The sequence below is a fragment of the Cytophaga hutchinsonii ATCC 33406 genome (assembly GCF_000014145.1).
In the GTDB taxonomy this organism is placed as follows: Bacteria; Bacteroidota; Bacteroidia; order Cytophagales; family Cytophagaceae; genus Cytophaga; species Cytophaga hutchinsonii.
The window spans coordinates 2,091,105-2,109,721 of the sequence record NC_008255.1; the positions used below are offsets into that span (position 1 = coordinate 2,091,105).

Sequence of the window (18,617 nt, forward strand, 5' to 3'; positions counted from 1 at the left end):
TAATTATAAATCTTCAATTATATGTTATGTATTTTACCTCCAAAATTACACTGAACACAGGATCAAATCATTCATTTTAATCAATAACGTAAAGAGGTCTTGATTATAAACCAAGACCTCTTTATATATAAGATTTGCAGTACAGTTATTTAACAATCATGATCTTTTCAAAAGCTGTTTCACCATTTTGTAACTGAATATTTACGAAGTACATTCCTTCTGAATAAGATTCCAGAGGAATAGTATTTTCATTTGTTTCCAAAAGTACATTACCAAATTGATTAATAAGTCGTAACGATTTGATTTGCTGTGCTGTTTTAACTGTTATGTGACTTGATGCAGGATTCGGATATAGTGTGCATGAATGGAATGCAGCAGATTTCGTGCTGGTAACATTACTTGAAATAAAATCGCCGCCCATTGTATACAACTCTTCTCCCGTTCCATGTACATTGGCTGTAAAATATACATCACTTCCATTTACATACAGGTTCTTTGGTACATCAATAATTTTTTCGTCGTCAAGAATATCAACGTCTAACTTGCTGCCATTAAAACGGAATAATGCCGACCAAAACGAAGCATTCACATTAACTGCACCTAAATAGATATAATCAGCATCCGCTGCCATAGAAGAAATGGAAAGAATATGTGTATTGTATGTTATATCTACAACATGTGTTCCGGCTACCGTTCCGTCCGTTTTATGAAGTTTATTATTATAAACAGAACCATCAAATGCTATAAAATATAAGGAATTATTGAATACCATTAAATTTCGGGGACTCATACTTTCATCGGCATCCGTTAGTGCAATTGTTCCTTCCGTTGTACCGTCACTTACCCAAAGCACTTCGTTGGTAGATATGCGAGTACCCGTTTCAACTCCGGAAAAATAAAATTTATCATTAAAACCAATTGCCTTTTTTTCTTTTACAAAATCACTATAATATATTGTATTAAATTCCTTCAGTTTTTTTGTTCCGGCAATGGTACCATCCGTTACCCACAGATCGTTGCAGCAATCTTCACCCGGTCTTTTGTAAAAAAAATATACTTTATTTCCAACCCGTGTCATTACAGTATTTTGTGGCTCTTCTATTCCGCTATCCAGCAGTTCTGCCAATACGTTAGTGCCGGATGCTGTTCCATCTGAAACATACAATTTCACCTTGTTATTTTCAGTTACATCCGGGGCAATAAAAATCATTGCTGTATTTGAAACGTTGCTAATCCCTGAAATCTTCCGGAATGATCCTAATTCAATAACCTCAGAAACCTGCAAGGTTGTCATGTCAATCTTTTTCAACGAATGAAATGACAAACCATCGTATGTAAAATACAGGTTATCATTCATCACTTCTAATCCCTGGATCATCTCAGAACCTGTATATAAGGTTGTAGTTCCGCTGGAAGTACCGTCCGTTATGATAATGTTTGCTGATGTGGCTGACTGTTCCGCAACAAAGACAACTCTGCCATCTTTTAATGTTTTAAAATCGAAGAAAAAATTTCTACTATGATCATTCATGTCTGTAGTAACGGAGATTATAAATTCACGTTTTCCGGATTTATTTATGGAAGCCAGAACCGATTTAGAAACATAGTGACCAGCCTCTATTGAATCGTATTGAACGATGACTTTATCTCCTGTAGCATATACAATACCAGAATAATAAAGGTGAAAAGAGCTTAATTCTGTACCATCAAAATCTTTGATTAGATTAAATTGAGCATATGAGGGCATCTGAAAGAAAAAAGCAAAAAGACATACGGATAAAAAACGTTTAATCATCATAGCAACTATTTTTTTATAAATATAGGTATGAGTTAATTATTTATATATACCGAAAAAATGTTTATGACGGCCGGTAAATAAAAAAACTCCCCGAAATCAATCCGGGGAGTTTTTTTATTGTATAAGAAATGTAAAGATATTATCCTAAATAAGGTTTCAATGCTTTACTTCTTGAGGTATGTCTTAAACGACGAATTGCTTTTTCTTTGATCTGACGAACACGTTCTCTTGTTAAATTAAACTTTTCACCGATCTCTTCAAGCGTCATAGAATGTTCGCCATTTAAACCAAAGTAAAGAGAAATTACATCTGCTTCACGTTGAGTTAGTGTAGATAAAGCACGTTGTACTTCTCTTCTTAACGAATCATTCATTAAACTTGAATCAGGAGCTGATTCGCTGCTGTTTTCAAGTACATCTAATAAACTGTTTTCTTCACCTTGTACAAAAGGTGCATCCATAGATACGTGACGACCTGAAATTTTAAGTGTATCAACAACCTCTGCTGTAGAAACTTCCAATACTTCAGCAAGTTCGTCCGGAGACGGCTCTCTTTCATATTTTTGTTCCAGTTCAGAGAATGTTTTAGAGATCTTGTTTAATGAACCTACTCTGTTCAATGGTAAACGCACAATACGTGACTGCTCAGCTAATGCCTGCAGAATTGACTGACGGATCCACCATACAGCATAAGAGATAAATTTGAAACCACGGGTTTCGTCAAAACGTTGAGCCGCTTTGATCAAACCTAAGTTTCCTTCATTAATTAAATCCCCCAGAGATAAACCCTGGTTTTGGTATTGTTTTGCAACCGAAACGACGAAACGCAGGTTGGCTTTTGTTAATTTTTCTAATGCTAACTGATCACCTTCGCGAATACGTTTCGCAAGATCTACTTCTTCATCCGGGGTAAGCAAATCTACTTTCCCGATTTCCTGTAAATACTTGTCCAGAGATTGACTCTCTCTGTTGGTTATCTGTTTACTAATCTTTAGCTGTCTCATCGGCTTTCTTTAAACACCTTCTGTTAAACGAAAAACAGTGTCTGATAGTTTCTTTTAAGTTAAATACTCTGTTAATTATGAATTGGATGTAGCCTGCTGCTCAGGTTTTGGTATCAATACCTTCCGGGATAAACGATACTTACCTGTTTTTTTGTCTACTTCAACCAATTTTACTTTAACCGTTTCACCAACTTCTAAAACACCTTCCATTGTATCCAAACGCTCCCACTTAATTTCAGAGATGTGTAACAAACCGTCTTTTCCTGGCAAGAACTCAACGAATGCACCAAATGCTGTGATTGATTTCACTTTGCCTTCGTATACTTCACCTACTTCAGGTAATGTTACAATTCCTTTTATTTGTGATAAAGCGCTGTCCAAAGCTGTCTTGTCTTTAGAGAAGATACTAACCCAACCCGCGTTGTCTTTTTCTTCTATGTTAACTGTAGCTCCGGAAGTCTTCTGAATTTCCTGAATAATTTTACCGCCTGGCCCGATTACCGCACCGATCAGTTCTTTTGGAATCTGAATCATGATCATACGTGGCGCATGTGGTTTTAAATCTTCACGAGGTGTAGCGAGTGTCTTCTTCATCTCGCTGAGGATGTGCAATCTGCCTCTATTTGCCTGCTGTAATGCTTGAGATAAAATATCGTATGATAAACCATCTACTTTGATATCCATCTGGCAAGCCGTAATACCTTTTTCAGTACCTGTAACTTTAAAATCCATGTCACCCAAGTGATCTTCATCGCCTAAGATATCAGATAATACTGCCCAACGACCTGTTTTAGTGTCGGTAATTAAACCCATTGCAATACCTGAAACAGGTGCTTTGATTTTAATACCCGCATCCATTAATGCTAATGTACCTGCACAAACAGTTGCCATAGAAGACGAACCATTTGATTCAAGAATATCAGAAACGATACGGATCGTATATGGATTTTCAATTTCCGGCGGCATTACTTTTTTAATGGCACGGTAAGCAAGGTTACCATGTCCTACCTCACGACGGCCTGGACCTCTGTTTGGTTTCACTTCACCGGTTGAGAAACCCGGGAAGTTATAGTGCAACATCAATTTGTTGTTACCTGAGAACATAGCGCTGTCAATCATTTGTTCATCCAGTCTGGTACCGAATGTAACAGTAGTTAATGATTGTGTTTCACCACGTGTAAAGATTGCAGAACCGTGTGCAGATGGTAAATAACCAACTTCAGACCAGATCGGACGGATCTGCTCTAAGCTTCTTCCATCTAAACGCTTACGTTCATCTAAAATAAGATTTCTGACAGCATCTTTTTCAACATCGTGGTAGTATTTACCAATTAAGGTTAAATCTTCTGTATGATCTGCCGGAAGTGATTCGATATAAGCTTTTTTAACTGCTTTAAATCCTTCAGCACGTGTATTTTTATTTGCATTGCCTAACTTAGCAACCTCATACACTTGCTGATATACAGCATCATTAATTTTTTTCTTTAAATCCCAGTCATTAACTTCATGACTATAAGTACGTTTTTCAGTTTTACCTGCAGCAGATTCCAGTTCTTTTAATACGATACACTGAGTACGGATTGCATCGTGTGCTACCTTAATAGCATTCAGCATTAGCTCTTCAGATACTTCGCTCATTTCACCTTCTACCATGATAACGTTATCATAAGAAGCCGCAACGATAAGTTCCAATTCAGCCTTTTCTATCTGAGCAGGCTTCGGGTTGATAATGAATTCTCCGTTTAATGAAATTACACGAACTTCAGAAACCGGACCATTGAATGGAATATCCGAAACAGACATGGCTGCTTGTGCAGCAAGGCATGCCAATGCATCCGGCAAAACATCTGCATCAGCAGAGATCAATGTTATAGCAACCTGTGTATCTGCATGAAAATCCTCCGGGAATAAAGGTCTCATAGCGCGATCCACTAAGCGGGAAATCAATATTTCATAATCGGATAATCTGCTTTCTCTTTTCAAAAAACCACCGGGGATTTTTCCGTTAGAAGCAAATTTCTCTTGGTAATCTACAGACAAAGGCATGAAGTCAACACCTGGTTTAGCTTCTTTAGCAGAAACAACCGTTGCTAAAATCATTGCGTTTCCTAATTTAACAACTGCTGAACCGTCTGCCTGTTTTGCAAGCTTGCCCGTTTCAATTTGAATTTCTCTACCGTCAGGTAAGGTTATGGTTTTATTTATGATTGTTAATCCAGGGTAAGACATATTCTATGATTCTAAATTAAATCGAAAAAGATAAATACGGATGTATGTAAACTAACAGAGGGAATTCGATTGGAATCCCCTCTGTTAGAGTATTTTTTTTAAAATCTAAGATTATTTTCTCAAATTCAATTGAGCAATAATTGCTCTATAACGAGAAATTTCAGTTTTCTGAAGATAATTTAACAATCTTCTTCTTTTACCAACCAATTTCATCAGACCTAACTGCGTTGAATAGTCTTTTTTGTTAACTTTCAAATGCTCCGTTAAATGCGCGATGCGGTGAGAGAATAAAGCAATTTGTGACTCTGGAGAACCTGTATCTGTTGCACTTTTGGCTGTTCCGTTTGTCTTGAAGATTTCTTTTTTGATTTCGCTTGTAAGATACATTGTAGCTTATTTATTATAGTAATTTTCTATTATACACTCTTATACAATGCAAATATAGCATTAATCCATTTTTTAAACAAATAGCCGTGGAAAAAATTATTTCTTCTTTGGCAATAGTTTCTTAATGCGATCAAAGAAAATGAGATAAAAGTCCGTTTCAAGTATCCTGGAGTCATTTTTTGCCTGTCTCATAAAAAATAATCCAACGCAAAATAGAATGCCGTTTCCAAACCACATGGCGAAATCAGCCGGATAAACCCCTTCTTTTGTCCATTTTTCACCTGTAATGCTGAATACATAATAAAAAATGAAAAATATAATACAAATAAGCACCGGAATACCCAAGCCACCTTTTTTGATAATAGCACCTAATGGTGCACCGATTAAGAACAATACAAAACAGGCAACCGCCTGGGTAAATTTCTGGTATTTGGTCACTTCAAATTCATGAATCTCTTTTATGAACCGTTCATCACGTTCTACATTTCCCTGCAGGTATGATTTTATAGAACGTGCCTGATTAGCCGCCCGCTGCGCCACTTCCTTACCCGGACTTTCAGCCAGAAGCGCTTTCTTTGAAAGCTTTATAGAATCATGCTCAACAGCCTTATTTTTAGTAGAATCCAATGGATTTACCGTTGTATAATAATAGAACGGCTGCAGCATGCCGCTTGAATTTTTATTCACAGACACAAACATTCTCTGAATTGAATCAATATGGTGATCCAGTTCATCTACTCCTTTCATTTGCCTGCTTCCCATAAATAATTCTTCTTTCGTTTTTTTCAAATCAAAAGAAGACAGGTTAAACACAATCTTTGTTTTGTCAAAGGAGTTTCGCACAAACTCTTCGGGGTTAATATAACTCATCCCTCCTTCTCCTTTAAATTCGTTGTAGCTGTTCCCTCTGAAAAGTTCGAGTGCCAGATACTGGCTTTGATTAAAAAGATACATAGAACCTGAATCGGCAATAATCACATCGGTATTGCCGCGGCTCTGTGTATGATCGTATATAATTACTCCTTTAATAGAAGAATCATTATCAAATTTCTGAACAATCTTTATGCTGTAACCCGGTATCCCGTTATAAAATACTCCCGGCTTCAGATCCAGGGAAGGTTTCTTTTGCCGTAGATCGTACAGCAGACTGAATGCTTTTAAGTTCGCCTTAGGTACTACATAATTATTAAAAAAGTATAAGCCAACCGTGCAGCCCAATACCCAGATCGCAATCGGTACCATAACGCGGATCAGTGAGATACCGGAAGATTTTATCGCTGTCAGCTCATTAAACTGCCCCAGGTTTCCAAAGGTCATTAAAGAAGATAATAAGATGGCAAGCGGCAACGCAACAGGCAGAATGTTCATGCTGAAATACATCATCAATTCAGCATAGTCCAAATAACTCAAGCCTTTACCAACCAGTTCATCAATATACTTTAAAATGGTTTGCATTAAAAAAATGAACGTAACCACAAAAACAGTCAATATAAACGGTCCGAAGAAGGCTTTTAATACAAGTAAATCTAAACGCTTAATAATTTTCATCCGGAAAGTCTTATACAGGGGTTGATATGTTTTTTAATTCATCTGAAGGATAAACGGTAATGCCGTTGCCAGCTATGCTGGTTGCAATACGGTACATTGCTTTTGCAACATCTGTTGCCTGTATACCCTGATATTTTTTGAGGCTCCCTTTCATAAGCGGATTCAATACTGTTGCCAAAAACGATCCGATGCCTTCTCCCAGGCATTTTTCTTTTCTCTGGCCCAGTAATAATGACGGCCGGATAATAGACAAACGCGGCAGGGTAGTTAATGCTGATAAGCGGTTTTCAATTTCTCCTTTCACCTGATTATAAAAGAAGAATGATTTTTCATCCGCTCCCATGGCTGTAATGATCAGGAAGTGTGAAGCTCCGGATTTGATTGCCAGATGAGCAAGATCTAATGGATATTGAAAATCGACACGTTTAAACTGTTCTTTGCTGCCGGCCTTTTTAATGGTTGTACCTAAGCAGCAAAACACATCCGTTAACGGAGGAACATCCAGTTGCTGCAGATTATTAAAATCTGTTTGTATGGTAACGAGCTTTGGATGCTCCAGTAAAGCATGTCCACGCTGAAGCGATATGACTTTTGAATAATGCTCCCCTTCAAGTAAAAGTGAGATTAATGCATTTCCTACTAATCCGGAAGCTCCTGCAATCAACGCAATGTTAGACATATCTGTTAATGACGTATTACTTTTACTACTTCCAGCCGATCTGGATAACACACCTTAAAAATATACATTTTTTCTCTAATAATTGCGTTTAATGCGTCATCAAGACTCTGCGTTGAAAAATATAGGTTTCCATCGGCGGTATAAACTACAATCTCCTTATAATTACTGTCAGAAAGAATTTTCCTGTGGAAATCAAAAAGTGTTTCAGTTGCTGAATGTTTGAGCGTTAATAGCGAATAATCACAGGTAATGTCGGGTAGAGAAACGCGGTCTGCATTACTCCTTTCCCACCTTGTCTCATCTGCAGCCTGAGTCAGGAAGAGACTTGGTTCAATGGCTACTCCGGTACAATTAAGCCTGCTGTTTACAATTTTTGAAAAGCTGTGTGCCGTGACTCCATCCGTTAAGCCGGGTGGCAGCGCCGTGGTATTGTTATTGACAATGGCCTCTGCCCAGCTTTCAGTCATTACATGTAACGCATATATGAACGCTGGCGTAACAAATGTTCCCTGAAAAAAGATCAGCTGATCTCCATCAACCGTTAAACCAAAAAAACCGCTGATTCCCTGACTTACAAAACCGGCATCATCCGGATAAGTCACTACCGAACCGGCTTTTAATCCACCGGCAGGAACAGTATACGTAAGCAAACCTTCGCCAACACGGAATGCGGAAAGTGTTGCATCATATCCACAGTCTGTGATGCGCAAAATTGTACCCGCTTCCACTTCACGCAAAAAGATAAACGAAAACTGATCCGGATCTTTGAAATTATACCCGATAACAGCCACATCTCCGGGTTGTAAAACTGTTTGTGCGGTAACAGTAAAACTCAATACCTGTACCAGTATGGCACAGGCGCAACATATGTTTCTCATAATAAAAGTTCAGGCCGGGCGCCTAGTTAGGTTGAATAAAAAACTAAACACATTGTAAAAATACAGGCACAAAAATACAGATGTTCGCCTTGTTACAGGTTAACATCTGTTATCAAATTTATCAGATAGAATTATTTTAACGATAAAAGCATTAACATCAATCGATGTGGCTTATTTTATTGTGCAGTAAGCTTATCGGATGTTTTTTACGGAAGAATGAGTAATTCAATGCATCGCGTTGTGCGCAGCAGCATCTTCTTTTTTCCGGATCAGCAGTTCTTTGAGCTTTTTGCGGGTTGGAGAAAAAAGTTCTGTGATCCCCTCTTTCATAAAACCAATGCCATACCCCCATAACTGTGTATATGCCGCAGCTACGCTTAACAGCCCGATTTTAATACTGCTGTTTTTTAAGGAAGCATCAATAAAGATTGCGCCGGTATAGCAATACAACAAGAAGCACAACAGCGCTCCGATAGGTACATTCAGAATTCCCAGCAATACAGATATGGAAGAGAACAACACAAAACACATGGGAAAGAAATGTGTCAGTTTTAATTCCGAAGGAACAAAGCGGAATATATTGATACGGGCTCTGCCAAAAAAATGAACCTGTTTAAAGAATTGCTTGAAATTTGTGCGGCGTTTATGGAATACATATGCTTCTTCGATCAAGCCGACGGTGAAGCCATAACTCATGATGCGGATACTGAATTCTATATCTTCGCCCATGCGGGTAATGATATAACCTTGCGTACGCTCCCAGACTTCTCTGGAAATGCCCATGTTAAAGCTGCGCGGGTGAAACACCCCAACGCCTTTTTTATTCCCACGAATACCGCCTGTTGTGAACAGCGAAGTCATGGAATAACTAATGGCTTTTTGAACCGGAGTAAAAGAAACGTCGGCACGATCCGGACCGCCAAACGCATCCAGGTAATTTGTATTCAAACGATTTTCAACCGCCTGAAGATATTGCGGCGGAATTAAACAATCACTATCAAAAACAATAAAGTAATCGCCTTTCGCGCGTGCATACGCGTAATTGCGGGATAAACCCTGCCCGGTATTTTCTTTATAAAAATATTGAATGGTAAGCCTGTCCTGAAAAGATTTCACAATGAGTTCAGCAGACTGTGCTGAACCATCTTCAACAATAACTACTTCAAAATTCCTGTAGGTCTGAAGAGTCAGGCTCTCCAGTAATTCCTTTATTTCTTCCGGTCTGTTGTAAACCGGTATTATGATGGAATAAAATCTCATGCACCAATTTCTTCGGATACCAGATAATCATTCTTTTTATCGGATTGCTGAATCATCATTTCCCCGATAAAACCGGATAAAAATAATTGTACCCCGATAATGATTGCAACTAATGCCAGATAGAACCATGTGTTGTTCACAACATCTCTGTGTATACCGCTTTTTGATATGTAAATATGATACAGTTTATCTGAAATCAAATAGATGGTACTACCTAAGCCTACAAGGAATGATAAAATACCCATGCTGCCAAAGAAATGCATCGGTCTTTTTTTGTATTTACTTACAAAAGAAATGGACAACAGATCAAGGGGACCATAAATGAAACGCTCCAAACCAAACTTAGTAACACCGTATTTACGTGCTCTGTGTTCTACAACTTTTTCACCAATTTTATTATAACCGTTCCATTTAGCAATTACAGGTATATAGCGATGCATCTCACCATATACATCAATCGATTTAATGACACGGTTATGGTATGCTTTCAGTCCGCAGTTAAAATCATTTAGCTTAATACCAGACATGGCACGTGCTGCAGCATTGTATAATTTTGTAGGAATTGTCTTTGAAATCGGGTCGAACCGTTTCTTTTTCCAGCCGGATACCAAATGATATTTCTCTTCAATAATCATTTTATATAGAGCAGGAATCTCATCCGGACTGTCCTGTAAATCTGCATCCATGGTAATAACCACTTCGCCTTTAGCTGCTTTAAAGCCAACATTCAACCCGGCAGATTTACCATAGTTTCGGTTAAAACGGATCGCATGAATGTTTGAATTCTGTGCGGCCAGGTTCATCAATACATCCCAGGAATTATCTGTGCTGCCATCATCTACAAAAATCAGTTCGTATCTGAAATTATTTTTCAGCATAACTTCTCTCAGCCATAATTCCAGTTCAGGCAACGACTCTTCTTCGTTAAACAACGGGATAACAACAGATATATCTTTGGGGAAATTACTCATTACCTTACGTAGGTCAATTGATTGTTATTAATAACAGCCACAGCTCTGCCCTTCATTTTCTTACCAATAAAAGGCGTGTTTACCGACTTAGAACGTAAATCAGCTGCACTTAGTATCCATTCCTTTTCCGTATCAAAAACAGTAAGGTTTGCTTTAGCACCTTCCTTAAGCTGAGGCACGTTAATATTTAAAACTGCACGTGGTGCAACAGTGATTTTTTCAATTATCTTTGCCAGTTCAATCTTTGTGTTGTACGTATTCACTACGCTGAACATGGTTTCCAGACCAATCATACCAAAGTCTGCCTGGTCAAATTCCAGTTGCTTGCATTCTGTATCCTGCGGAATATGATCTGAAACAATTACGTCAACGGTTCCGTCATTAATGTATTTCCAGAACACATCAATATCACGCTTGGAACGCAGCGGAGGATTTACTTTTAAATTTGAATCAAAAGAAGAAAGCATCGTATCATCCAGCGCCAGCTGATAAGAAGCGATATCACACGTAACATTCAATCCTTTTTTCTTAGCTTCTTTTATCAGCTCCAACGATTTGGGGCTTGAAATATGTGCAAAATGAATTTTACCTCCCGTGTATTCAAGAATAGACAGGTCACGATCTACCATAATCTGTTCAGACAGTTTGGGAATTCCTTTCAAGCCCAGCATTGTACTTGTTTTCCCTTCATTCATTTGTCCGCCGTGGCTCAGGTATTTGTCTTCTGCATGTACAATCAGTTGTGCATTGATCGGCTGCATGTAGAGTAACGCACGTAACAATAAATCTGAATGCCAGATCGGTTTTACACCATCTGAAAAGGCAATAGCACCAGAGGCATTCATATCTAATATCTCCGTCAGCTCTTCGCCTTTATTATTCAGGGTTAAAGCCGCAATCGGATAAACATCCACCAGTTTTTCGCGGGTCTTCCCTTTTACATATTCTACAGATTCTTTTGATTGCATGGGCGGAGTTGTATTCGGCAACACTGCAATGGCCGTAAAACCGCCCTGCATAGCCGCATTGCAAGCAGAGTTCAGATCTTCTTTGTATTCATGGCCGGGATCGCCTGTCGTTACCCGCATATCCATCCACCCCAGGGAAACTTTCATTCCTTTAGCTTCAATAACTGTATCGGCAGACAATTCCTTGTCACTTATTTTTTTTATGATTCCATTTTCAATCAATATGGAACGGATTTTCCCATTCAACTCGGAGGTCGAATCAACTATTTCAGCAGAACGTATAACAATAGTCCCCATATATTTATTTCAGAAATCTCAATAATAAAACCTCAACCAGTAAGAAAAGCAATGCTAAAATAACGCAATATTTCCATAGTGGCTTGCCATCGCGCAAGCTTTTTAGTGCATCAGAAAAATCTTTCTGATTTACAGCATCTAAGATATGAATGTATTGCTTGCCTGCAGCAAATTCCTGCAAGGCCTCCGTAGTAAGCGCATTGCAATCAGACTCTCCCCGGCCATAATTGATAGCCAGCACGGCCAACGTACTATCGGTATTTTTAATATCATAAAACCCTGAGGTTTTAATTTCATCCGGCAAGTCCAGTACAATCTCTCCATCCCGTATATTCTGGATCGGCAGCCAGTTGATGGAATCTTTCACAACATGAACCTGATTCAGGCCGGAAACATTAGACTTCACCGTTATCTGCTGGTCTGTTGTACGGTAATACAATTGATTTGAGCTGGGTAAGGCATCAAATGCAATGGTATACATGATGGGAACAAAAATAGAATGGCGCTGAAAAGACGACATTTTATCAGTTAAACAACCGCTGAATACAAATACATTTCCTTTACCCGCCTGAATCTGTGTTAAAAAAGGAGTCCCCTGCTGATAACGTAACAATACGGTTCCAGGCGAAACCGTTTCAAACAGCGGAACACTGAATGGCATTTCAACCAGATGTTTGCGTTTATCCGTAAATACATCTTTGAAGAATGGCTGGTCTGTATCCGGAAATTTCAGATACCATGCCTGTTTACCAACAGAGTCCTTTAATGCTGTAGGTTTTACTGAAATAGACAATTCCTTTAGAAAAGCTTCCCATGAAGCTTTGTCTTCATTCAGCGGCGGGAATAACGCAACATTCCCCCCTTTTGCCAGTACCTGTTTCAGATTTTGAACAATAGCTTTATTTGAACTGGAGTACTCTTCCAGAACAACCAGATCGGATTGATTTAATTTTGAATAATCAATGGTAGAATACGAATACGACTGCAATTGAAACAGCTGCTCATTGCTGTATAGTTTTGAAAGATATGTGCCGCCTGATTGATGCAGGTTTGTTATATTGATTTCCTGTGCGCTGTTCAGCGTAAAGTAAAATGCGTTATCAAAGCTGATAGGCGAATCATCAAAACGGATTACGCCTTTGTAGCTGGAATTTTTATCGAGTGTAAAATCAAAAGACGTATTTAATTCCTGACCACCTGTTATTTCAATGCCCGTGGTGCTGATCTGAATATCGTTAATAAATAACTTGCATACGGTTTCACGTTTGCCTTTGCCGTATGCTTTAATGCGCATGTGTAATTTGTTGGGTTTTCCAGCCTGAATAAAAGGTGTTTCCAGCCAGATAGAATCGATGGCAATATTTAGTACTTCTGCACTTTGAATGGGCACCAGATGCCACTGAATGGTTGAATCCAATGAAGCGGGAAGCATAGAATTCCAATAGCTTTTTTGAAAATCTGAAAACACAAAGACATCCTGTGCGTGTGCATTATTTTTTGAATTGGAGGAAAGGATGCGGCGTGCAACGTCAGCAAATGTTCTGGATTGTCCGTTATAATCCAGCTCCGTCAGTTTATCAAAATAACTGTCGCGGGTATTGTATTGCCAGTCATTTCCAGAGAATTCATTGGTAAATAACCGGTATGTGGTGGATGCGCTGTATGAATTCGGAACCTGTTGTGCCAATCCGGAAACATGCGCCAGCAAAGACTGCTGTTCCAGTTCATTCTGCATGCTGTAAGAATTATCTACATACACCTGTACATTTGATCCCTGATTTCCTTTTGAACTTGATGTTGCATTGATTATGGGCTGCGCAAAAGCCAACACCAAAAATGAAATAAATAAGATACGTGAAAGTAAAATGAGCCAGTGTTTAAGTCTGCGGGCAGATGATTGCTGCTGGATGATTTCCCGCAAAAAGGCAACATTGGTAAAAATCATCTTTTTAGGTCTCTGCAAATCAAATAAGTGCAAAGCGATGGGGATTGCAATAGCTAGCAGGCCAAATAAAAAGAAAGGATTCAGAAAGGTCATAACAGACAAATCTATAAAAATTATCAGAGTTTGTCTATTTAAAGAATCAAATACTAAAAATTTTGAATAATTCAGGTTAAATACGTAGTTTCAAGTCTCAATTAAACTTTAAACGTAACGTGTTTTATGAATAAATACATGAAGTATTCAATCGTTGCTCTTTCGGCTGCATCCATGTTTATTGGTGTTTCCGCTTTTACTGGAGCTAAGAATGAAGATCAGGCAGACAAAAGTGAATATGTTCTTATCGATGTATATGAATTACCTGCATATGAAGATAAAGGTCTCCACATACACTACGGTAATGGCAAAACAGAATTCATTCCGTATGCAAACGATATGAAAGATCACCACCTGGATGATAACGGTGATTTATTAGTTAAAACATTAAACAAACTTAGTAGTGAAGGATATGAAGTTATTTCAACTACAGGTGGTTTAGGTGACAAATCAGGATTTATCACAAAAGTATTTTTGAGATTGAAAAAATAATCTCAACTCTCCAAGACAAAAAAGGGTCAGATTCATATGAATCTGACCCTTTTTTGTCTTGGAGAGTAAGGGCAAATTGCATTCGCCAGATATACAGGACGAATGCGATAGTAATTAAGAGGGTGAATGCAATAGTAATAAGAGGGCGAATGCGATTCGCCCTTACCATCTACAGCATCTATTCGTCTTTGCGTAAGCGTAAGATCATGTTGCGCTGCAATACATATCCATCAATCGGGTTGAGTGCCATAATCTGCTCTACGGTTACGTTGTGGGTGTAAGCAATATTTTCAAGGGTATCTCCTTCTTTAACTAAATACTCATTTGCTGCAGGCTTATAAATACCTGTTTTAACTTTTATCAGCTGATTTACATAAATTGTATCATATTTAAAATTATTTAATGTTTTGATGTCATCAACGGACATTTTATACAATTTACCAATAGAGAACAAGGTGTTTTTAGGCTGAACTTTATATAGGTCTTCCCCCTCTTTCAACGATACCTGCTGTGCTTTTTTCAGTGCCAGGTTTTTAGTAATCTCTGAATTTTTAGATGCAATGATCTCATTCTTCTCAGCAATATCAATATTATTATACGACATGGATGCATCTATGCCGGCATTCTTTTCTGCCAGTTTATTATAATACTTTTTGTTCTTCTTCTGATCGGTTGTTGTCATTGATTCGGTCATTGATACCTGTGCAATGATATCGTTATCACCTACATTACGCTTCACTCGTAAAGGTGTAAAGGGAATCACGTCATCGGAAGACAGTGCATTAATTTCACGGATTTCTTCAACCGTCATGTTGAATTTCTGTGCAATGGAATACAACGTAGCTTTCGGCTCAACTACATAAGCCATGTTCTTTGTTTCATAATTCGGACCGCCCAGAATATAAAATTCAACACGTCTGTTTAATTGTCGTCCGACCTCATTATCGTTGGATGTAAGCGGTCGCTCTTTACCCAGCGGATTCATAACAATACGCGAATGATCCACGCCCTTGCCAATCAAATAATCAATAGCTGCCTGCCCGCGTTTTTCAGATAAAGCCCTATTGTATGTATCCGTTCCCAACCCATCGGTATTAGCATTCAGCTCAATTTGTATCTGAGGATTTTTATTTGAATAAGCGGCCAATTCGTCCAGTGTCTTTTTAGCTTCCGGACGTAAATCAGACTGATTAAAATCAAAATAGATGTTCTCAAATAATTTCCGGTTAGCTGCAATCGTTGACGACTGAATAATGATGGTATCAACTTTATAGGAGATCTTTTGCGTTACCTTTGAATCTTTTTCAATCAATACAACCCTGTAATTCCCTGTAGCCAGATTGTCAAACCGGAATACACCTTCGTCGTTGGTTTTGGTAACTTTTAATTTAACATCATTCGCATCTGTTAAAGCTACTTCAACATTAGATGCTTTGTGCCCTTTGTCATCAACTACCTTACCTACAACTGAAATACTTTTAACGGTTGCCGGAATAGAATCTGCGTTAATTTTGGTAAGTACTGCTTCTTCTTTAGGAATGATATTAAACCGGTAAATATCATCGTTTCCTACACCACCCTGTCTGTTTGATGAAAGATAACCGAATTTGTTCCCCAAGACAAAATAGAAATCATCGCGGTGTGAATTAAACGGCATCCCGATGTTTGTAGATGTTTCAAAATTTTCTGATTCTTTCGCTACAAAAATATCCAGACCACCAAAGCCATTATGTCCATTCGAAGCAAAGTATAGCAAACGGTCTTCGGCATAATATCTCGGCGACATATCTGTGAATATGGTATTTACACCTTGTCCCAGGTTTGAAGGCGGTCCCCAGTTATCATCCTTTGTACAGGTTGAAAACCAGATATCATGCATGCCAATTCCTCCGGGTCTTTTAGAAGTAAAGAATAAAATTTTCCCATCCGGAGATATAGAAGGCTGGCTATTCCATTGGCCTTTCATATTAATATTTTCATTTAAACGGACAGGTGCTGTCCACATACCGGCAGCATCTTTTTTCATTACATAGATTACACAGTTATATTCTTCGTATTTACCGATCACTAATTTTTCATCGCAGCGGGTGAAATAAAACTTTTTACCATCTTTGGTAAATGACCCGGGACTTTCATTGTAAATAGAATTCGCTAAAGCAAAATTATCATCAGGTACCGGCACATACGGAATCCAGGCAGACTTCCCATCAAAAACATAGCGGTAGTTATCACTTGTTGATCCACCTAACATAGCATTGGCCACGTTTCCCATAGATCCTTCTCTTGAAGACGTAAAGGCAACAATCGAATCGGTTTCACCCACAATAACCGGTGAATATTCTGAATATTTTGTATTAAGCGGTTCCGGCAAACAATGAAAGGTATAATCACGCTGTGGTAATTTCATTTCAGCTTCTGCCAGTTCCAGACCATCTACCGCACTACGTGCACGGTCTTTATATTCTTCTGCGGATAAAGATGTTTCTTTATATTCATTTAAAAATTGCTGAAAATTAGTTTTAGCACCAGAGTAATTCCCATTATCCCGTAACGTAATAGCATACCAGAAACGGGCTAATGGATATTCAGGAAGATCTTTGGCAATAATAATCTTATAATATTTTTCAGCGGATGCATAATCAAAATATTCGCGGTAAGATTCCGCTAATTTAAATACAGCGTAATAATTAGAAGGTTCTTCATCTACAACAATTTTATATTCCTGTGCCGCTAAATAATATTCGTATCTGGAGAAATGTTCATCGCCTTTTTGTTGAGACGCATGAATTTTACCCGTACTCATATGCTTCTTTTTTTGTTGAGCATAAGAAGTCGTTGCAGAAAAAACTACAAGAATTAAAATCGATATGATTAAACGTAACTTATTCATACTGGTATGATTTTAACGTATATCCTTCCAAATACGTTGCTTTTTAAATTCTAGGTGTCTGATACACACGTTGTATCTTTTCGATTCTTGGTGTATTGATCTTTATTGAAATTTCGTAAGCCCCGGCTCCCTTGGCAGAAGAACTGTGCCTCAGGGTGGAGCTGTTCATATCATAGCTTATACCTAATGTATAGAATTTATTGCCGATACCAAATGAACCGATATAAGAATCTTTTACCCGGTACCATACACCAGCAATCAATCTGGAAGGTACGAGGCTGTTCGATTCCACATCACCAAACGAAAATGTTCCGTATACACCCACATTGATCTGCATGGCTGTATTCTGCATGGCAATCAATGCATTGGGTGATATGTTCCAGGTTTCATTCAATGAAAATTCTCCTCCGGCAATAATCTTGCTTAATACAGGCAAGGCACTGTTTTGGTCTTTTATAACTGACTCATTCGGTTTGTTGAAATGATAGGCAGAATATCCCAGGTAAAAACTTTTGCCTTGTTCTCTGATTTCTCTTCTTGGGTTGTTATAATATATAGCTCCAAAGCTCACATCCGGATACGTATGTGACGCAATAAAATTGTATTCTCCCGGATCAATGGAAGAATCAAAACCATTTACCGGACTAAACTGCGATCCCCACTGTCCTTTTGTAAAATCGATTGTCTTTTGCATGAACCCGACCTGAACACCTGTAAGTATATGATTTTGTTCATTTAACGGAATAACAAAAGCCGCATTGATGTTTACACCAAGAGATGTTAAACCAATGTCTCCGGCTTTGTTTTGAAAAACAGAGAGGCCTAAACCACCGAGATTAAGTGCTTTATTGGAAGAACGGTATAAGGGAACAATAAGAGATGCCTGGTTGGTTGTATATGGAGTTGTGATACTTTTCCATTGCACTCTGGAGTTAAATCCTACACTGGTGGCAGGTTCGGCAGCGGCAAAAGCTGGATTTAAATATAATCCAGATGAATAATATTGAGAAAAAACTGCATCCTGCCCCTTTGATATCAACACCAAAGTGAAACCAACTAAAACGGACCAAATTGCATTTTTTATATACATATTTTTTTTAACCTGCTTAAAAAGAAATATCTACCTTTTAGGCTAAACAACTTTTACAGGTATACGTTAAACATGTTAAAAGTTTACGT

At 38.2% G+C, this 18,617-nt stretch carries 14 protein-coding genes; 1 reads left to right on the forward strand and 13 read right to left on the reverse strand.

The window, feature by feature from the left end:
- Positions 1–145 precede the first annotated feature (145 nt).
- The 11 genes from CHU_RS08715 to CHU_RS08765 form a co-directional block, all read right to left on the reverse strand.
- Positions 146–1,798, reverse strand: coding sequence for a T9SS type A sorting domain-containing protein (locus CHU_RS08715; RefSeq protein ID WP_011585168.1), 1,653 nt, complete (start codon positions 1,796–1,798; stop codon positions 146–148).
- Positions 1,799–1,937: 139 nt separating this feature from the next.
- Positions 1,938–2,801 (reverse strand): sigma-70 family RNA polymerase sigma factor, encoded by an 864-nt coding sequence (locus CHU_RS08720; protein ID WP_011585169.1) that lies wholly within the window; start codon positions 2,799–2,801, stop codon positions 1,938–1,940.
- Positions 2,802–2,876: 75 nt separating this feature from the next.
- Entirely contained in the window at positions 2,877–5,030 is a 2,154-nt protein-coding gene (pnp, locus tag CHU_RS08725; protein WP_011585170.1) for a polyribonucleotide nucleotidyltransferase, read from the reverse strand.
- A 111-nt stretch (positions 5,031–5,141) separates the two neighbouring features.
- Entirely contained in the window at positions 5,142–5,417 is a 276-nt protein-coding gene (gene rpsO, locus CHU_RS08730; RefSeq protein WP_011585171.1) for a 30S ribosomal protein S15, read from the reverse strand.
- A gap of 96 nt (positions 5,418–5,513) precedes the next feature.
- Complete coding sequence (locus CHU_RS08735) at positions 5,514–6,965, reverse strand: LptF/LptG family permease (RefSeq protein ID WP_011585172.1); 1,452 nt, start codon at positions 6,963–6,965, stop codon at positions 5,514–5,516.
- Positions 6,966–6,975: 10 nt separating this feature from the next.
- Complete coding sequence (locus tag CHU_RS08740; protein WP_011585173.1) at positions 6,976–7,644, reverse strand: hypothetical protein; 669 nt, start codon at positions 7,642–7,644, stop codon at positions 6,976–6,978.
- A 5-nt stretch (positions 7,645–7,649) separates the two neighbouring features.
- A complete protein-coding gene (locus tag CHU_RS08745) occupies positions 7,650–8,522 on the reverse strand; it encodes a hypothetical protein (RefSeq protein ID WP_011585174.1) in 873 nt (290 codons plus the stop codon).
- A gap of 225 nt (positions 8,523–8,747) precedes the next feature.
- Positions 8,748–9,782: a glycosyltransferase gene (locus tag CHU_RS08750; RefSeq protein ID WP_011585175.1), complete on the reverse strand. Its 1,035-nt coding sequence runs from the start codon at positions 9,780–9,782 to the stop codon at positions 8,748–8,750.
- Entirely contained in the window at positions 9,779–10,753 is a 975-nt protein-coding gene (locus CHU_RS08755; RefSeq protein WP_011585176.1) for a glycosyltransferase family 2 protein, read from the reverse strand. The genes CHU_RS08750 and CHU_RS08755 overlap by 4 nt, the downstream gene beginning before the upstream one ends.
- A complete protein-coding gene (locus tag CHU_RS08760) occupies positions 10,753–12,018 on the reverse strand; it encodes a dihydroorotase (RefSeq protein WP_011585177.1) in 1,266 nt (421 codons plus the stop codon). The genes CHU_RS08755 and CHU_RS08760 overlap by 1 nt, the downstream gene beginning before the upstream one ends.
- Before the next feature lie 4 nt (positions 12,019–12,022).
- Positions 12,023–14,056, reverse strand: coding sequence for a BatA domain-containing protein (locus CHU_RS08765; protein ID WP_011585178.1), 2,034 nt, complete (start codon positions 14,054–14,056; stop codon positions 12,023–12,025).
- Between the two features lie 138 nt (positions 14,057–14,194).
- Here CHU_RS08765 and CHU_RS08770 point away from each other — a divergent pair, with 138 nt between their 5' ends.
- A complete protein-coding gene (locus tag CHU_RS08770) occupies positions 14,195–14,548 on the forward strand; it encodes a hypothetical protein (protein ID WP_238379378.1) in 354 nt (117 codons plus the stop codon).
- 178 nt (positions 14,549–14,726) lie between these two features.
- Here the strand turns inward: CHU_RS08770 and CHU_RS08775 are convergent, their stop codons facing one another.
- Together CHU_RS08775 and CHU_RS08780 are read right to left on the reverse strand one after the other, a co-directional pair.
- Positions 14,727–17,438 carry a LysM peptidoglycan-binding domain-containing protein gene (locus CHU_RS08775; protein WP_011585180.1) on the reverse strand — a complete coding sequence of 904 codons (2,712 nt, stop codon included), beginning with the start codon at positions 17,436–17,438 and terminating at the stop codon, positions 14,727–14,729.
- Between the two features lie 43 nt (positions 17,439–17,481).
- The gene (locus CHU_RS08780) at positions 17,482–18,528 is read right to left on the reverse strand and encodes a PorP/SprF family type IX secretion system membrane protein (protein ID WP_011585181.1); all 1,047 of its coding nucleotides are present in this window, start codon (positions 18,526–18,528) and stop codon (positions 17,482–17,484) included.
- Positions 18,529–18,617: the final 89 nt, after the last annotated feature.

What these genes read in the sequence shown, in the direction of transcription:
- CHU_RS08740 (WP_011585173.1), bottom strand. Translation starts at nt 7,644, where the DNA reads ATGTCTAACATTGCGTTGATTGCAGGAGCTTCCGGATTAGTAGGAAAT.
- rpsO (WP_011585171.1), bottom strand. Translation starts at nt 5,417, where the DNA reads ATGTATCTTACAAGCGAAATCAAAAAAGAAATCTTCAAGACAAACGGA.
- CHU_RS08765 (WP_011585178.1), bottom strand. Translation starts at nt 14,056, where the DNA reads ATGACCTTTCTGAATCCTTTCTTTTTATTTGGCCTGCTAGCTATTGCA.
- CHU_RS08755 (WP_011585176.1), bottom strand. Translation starts at nt 10,753, where the DNA reads ATGAGTAATTTCCCCAAAGATATATCTGTTGTTATCCCGTTGTTTAAC.
- CHU_RS08735 (WP_011585172.1), bottom strand. Translation starts at nt 6,965, where the DNA reads ATGAAAATTATTAAGCGTTTAGATTTACTTGTATTAAAAGCCTTCTTC.
- CHU_RS08720 (WP_011585169.1), bottom strand. Translation starts at nt 2,801, where the DNA reads ATGAGACAGCTAAAGATTAGTAAACAGATAACCAACAGAGAGAGTCAA.
- CHU_RS08715 (WP_011585168.1), bottom strand. Translation starts at nt 1,798, where the DNA reads ATGATGATTAAACGTTTTTTATCCGTATGTCTTTTTGCTTTTTTCTTT.
- CHU_RS08775 (WP_011585180.1), bottom strand. Translation starts at nt 17,438, where the DNA reads ATGAATAAGTTACGTTTAATCATATCGATTTTAATTCTTGTAGTTTTT.
- CHU_RS08780 (WP_011585181.1), bottom strand. Translation starts at nt 18,528, where the DNA reads ATGTATATAAAAAATGCAATTTGGTCCGTTTTAGTTGGTTTCACTTTG.
- CHU_RS08745 (WP_011585174.1), bottom strand. Translation starts at nt 8,522, where the DNA reads ATGAGAAACATATGTTGCGCCTGTGCCATACTGGTACAGGTATTGAGT.
- CHU_RS08750 (WP_011585175.1), bottom strand. Translation starts at nt 9,782, where the DNA reads ATGAGATTTTATTCCATCATAATACCGGTTTACAACAGACCGGAAGAA.
- CHU_RS08770 (WP_238379378.1), top strand. Translation starts at nt 14,195, where the DNA reads ATGAAGTATTCAATCGTTGCTCTTTCGGCTGCATCCATGTTTATTGGT.
- pnp (WP_011585170.1), bottom strand. Translation starts at nt 5,030, where the DNA reads ATGTCTTACCCTGGATTAACAATCATAAATAAAACCATAACCTTACCT.
- CHU_RS08760 (WP_011585177.1), bottom strand. Translation starts at nt 12,018, where the DNA reads ATGGGGACTATTGTTATACGTTCTGCTGAAATAGTTGATTCGACCTCC.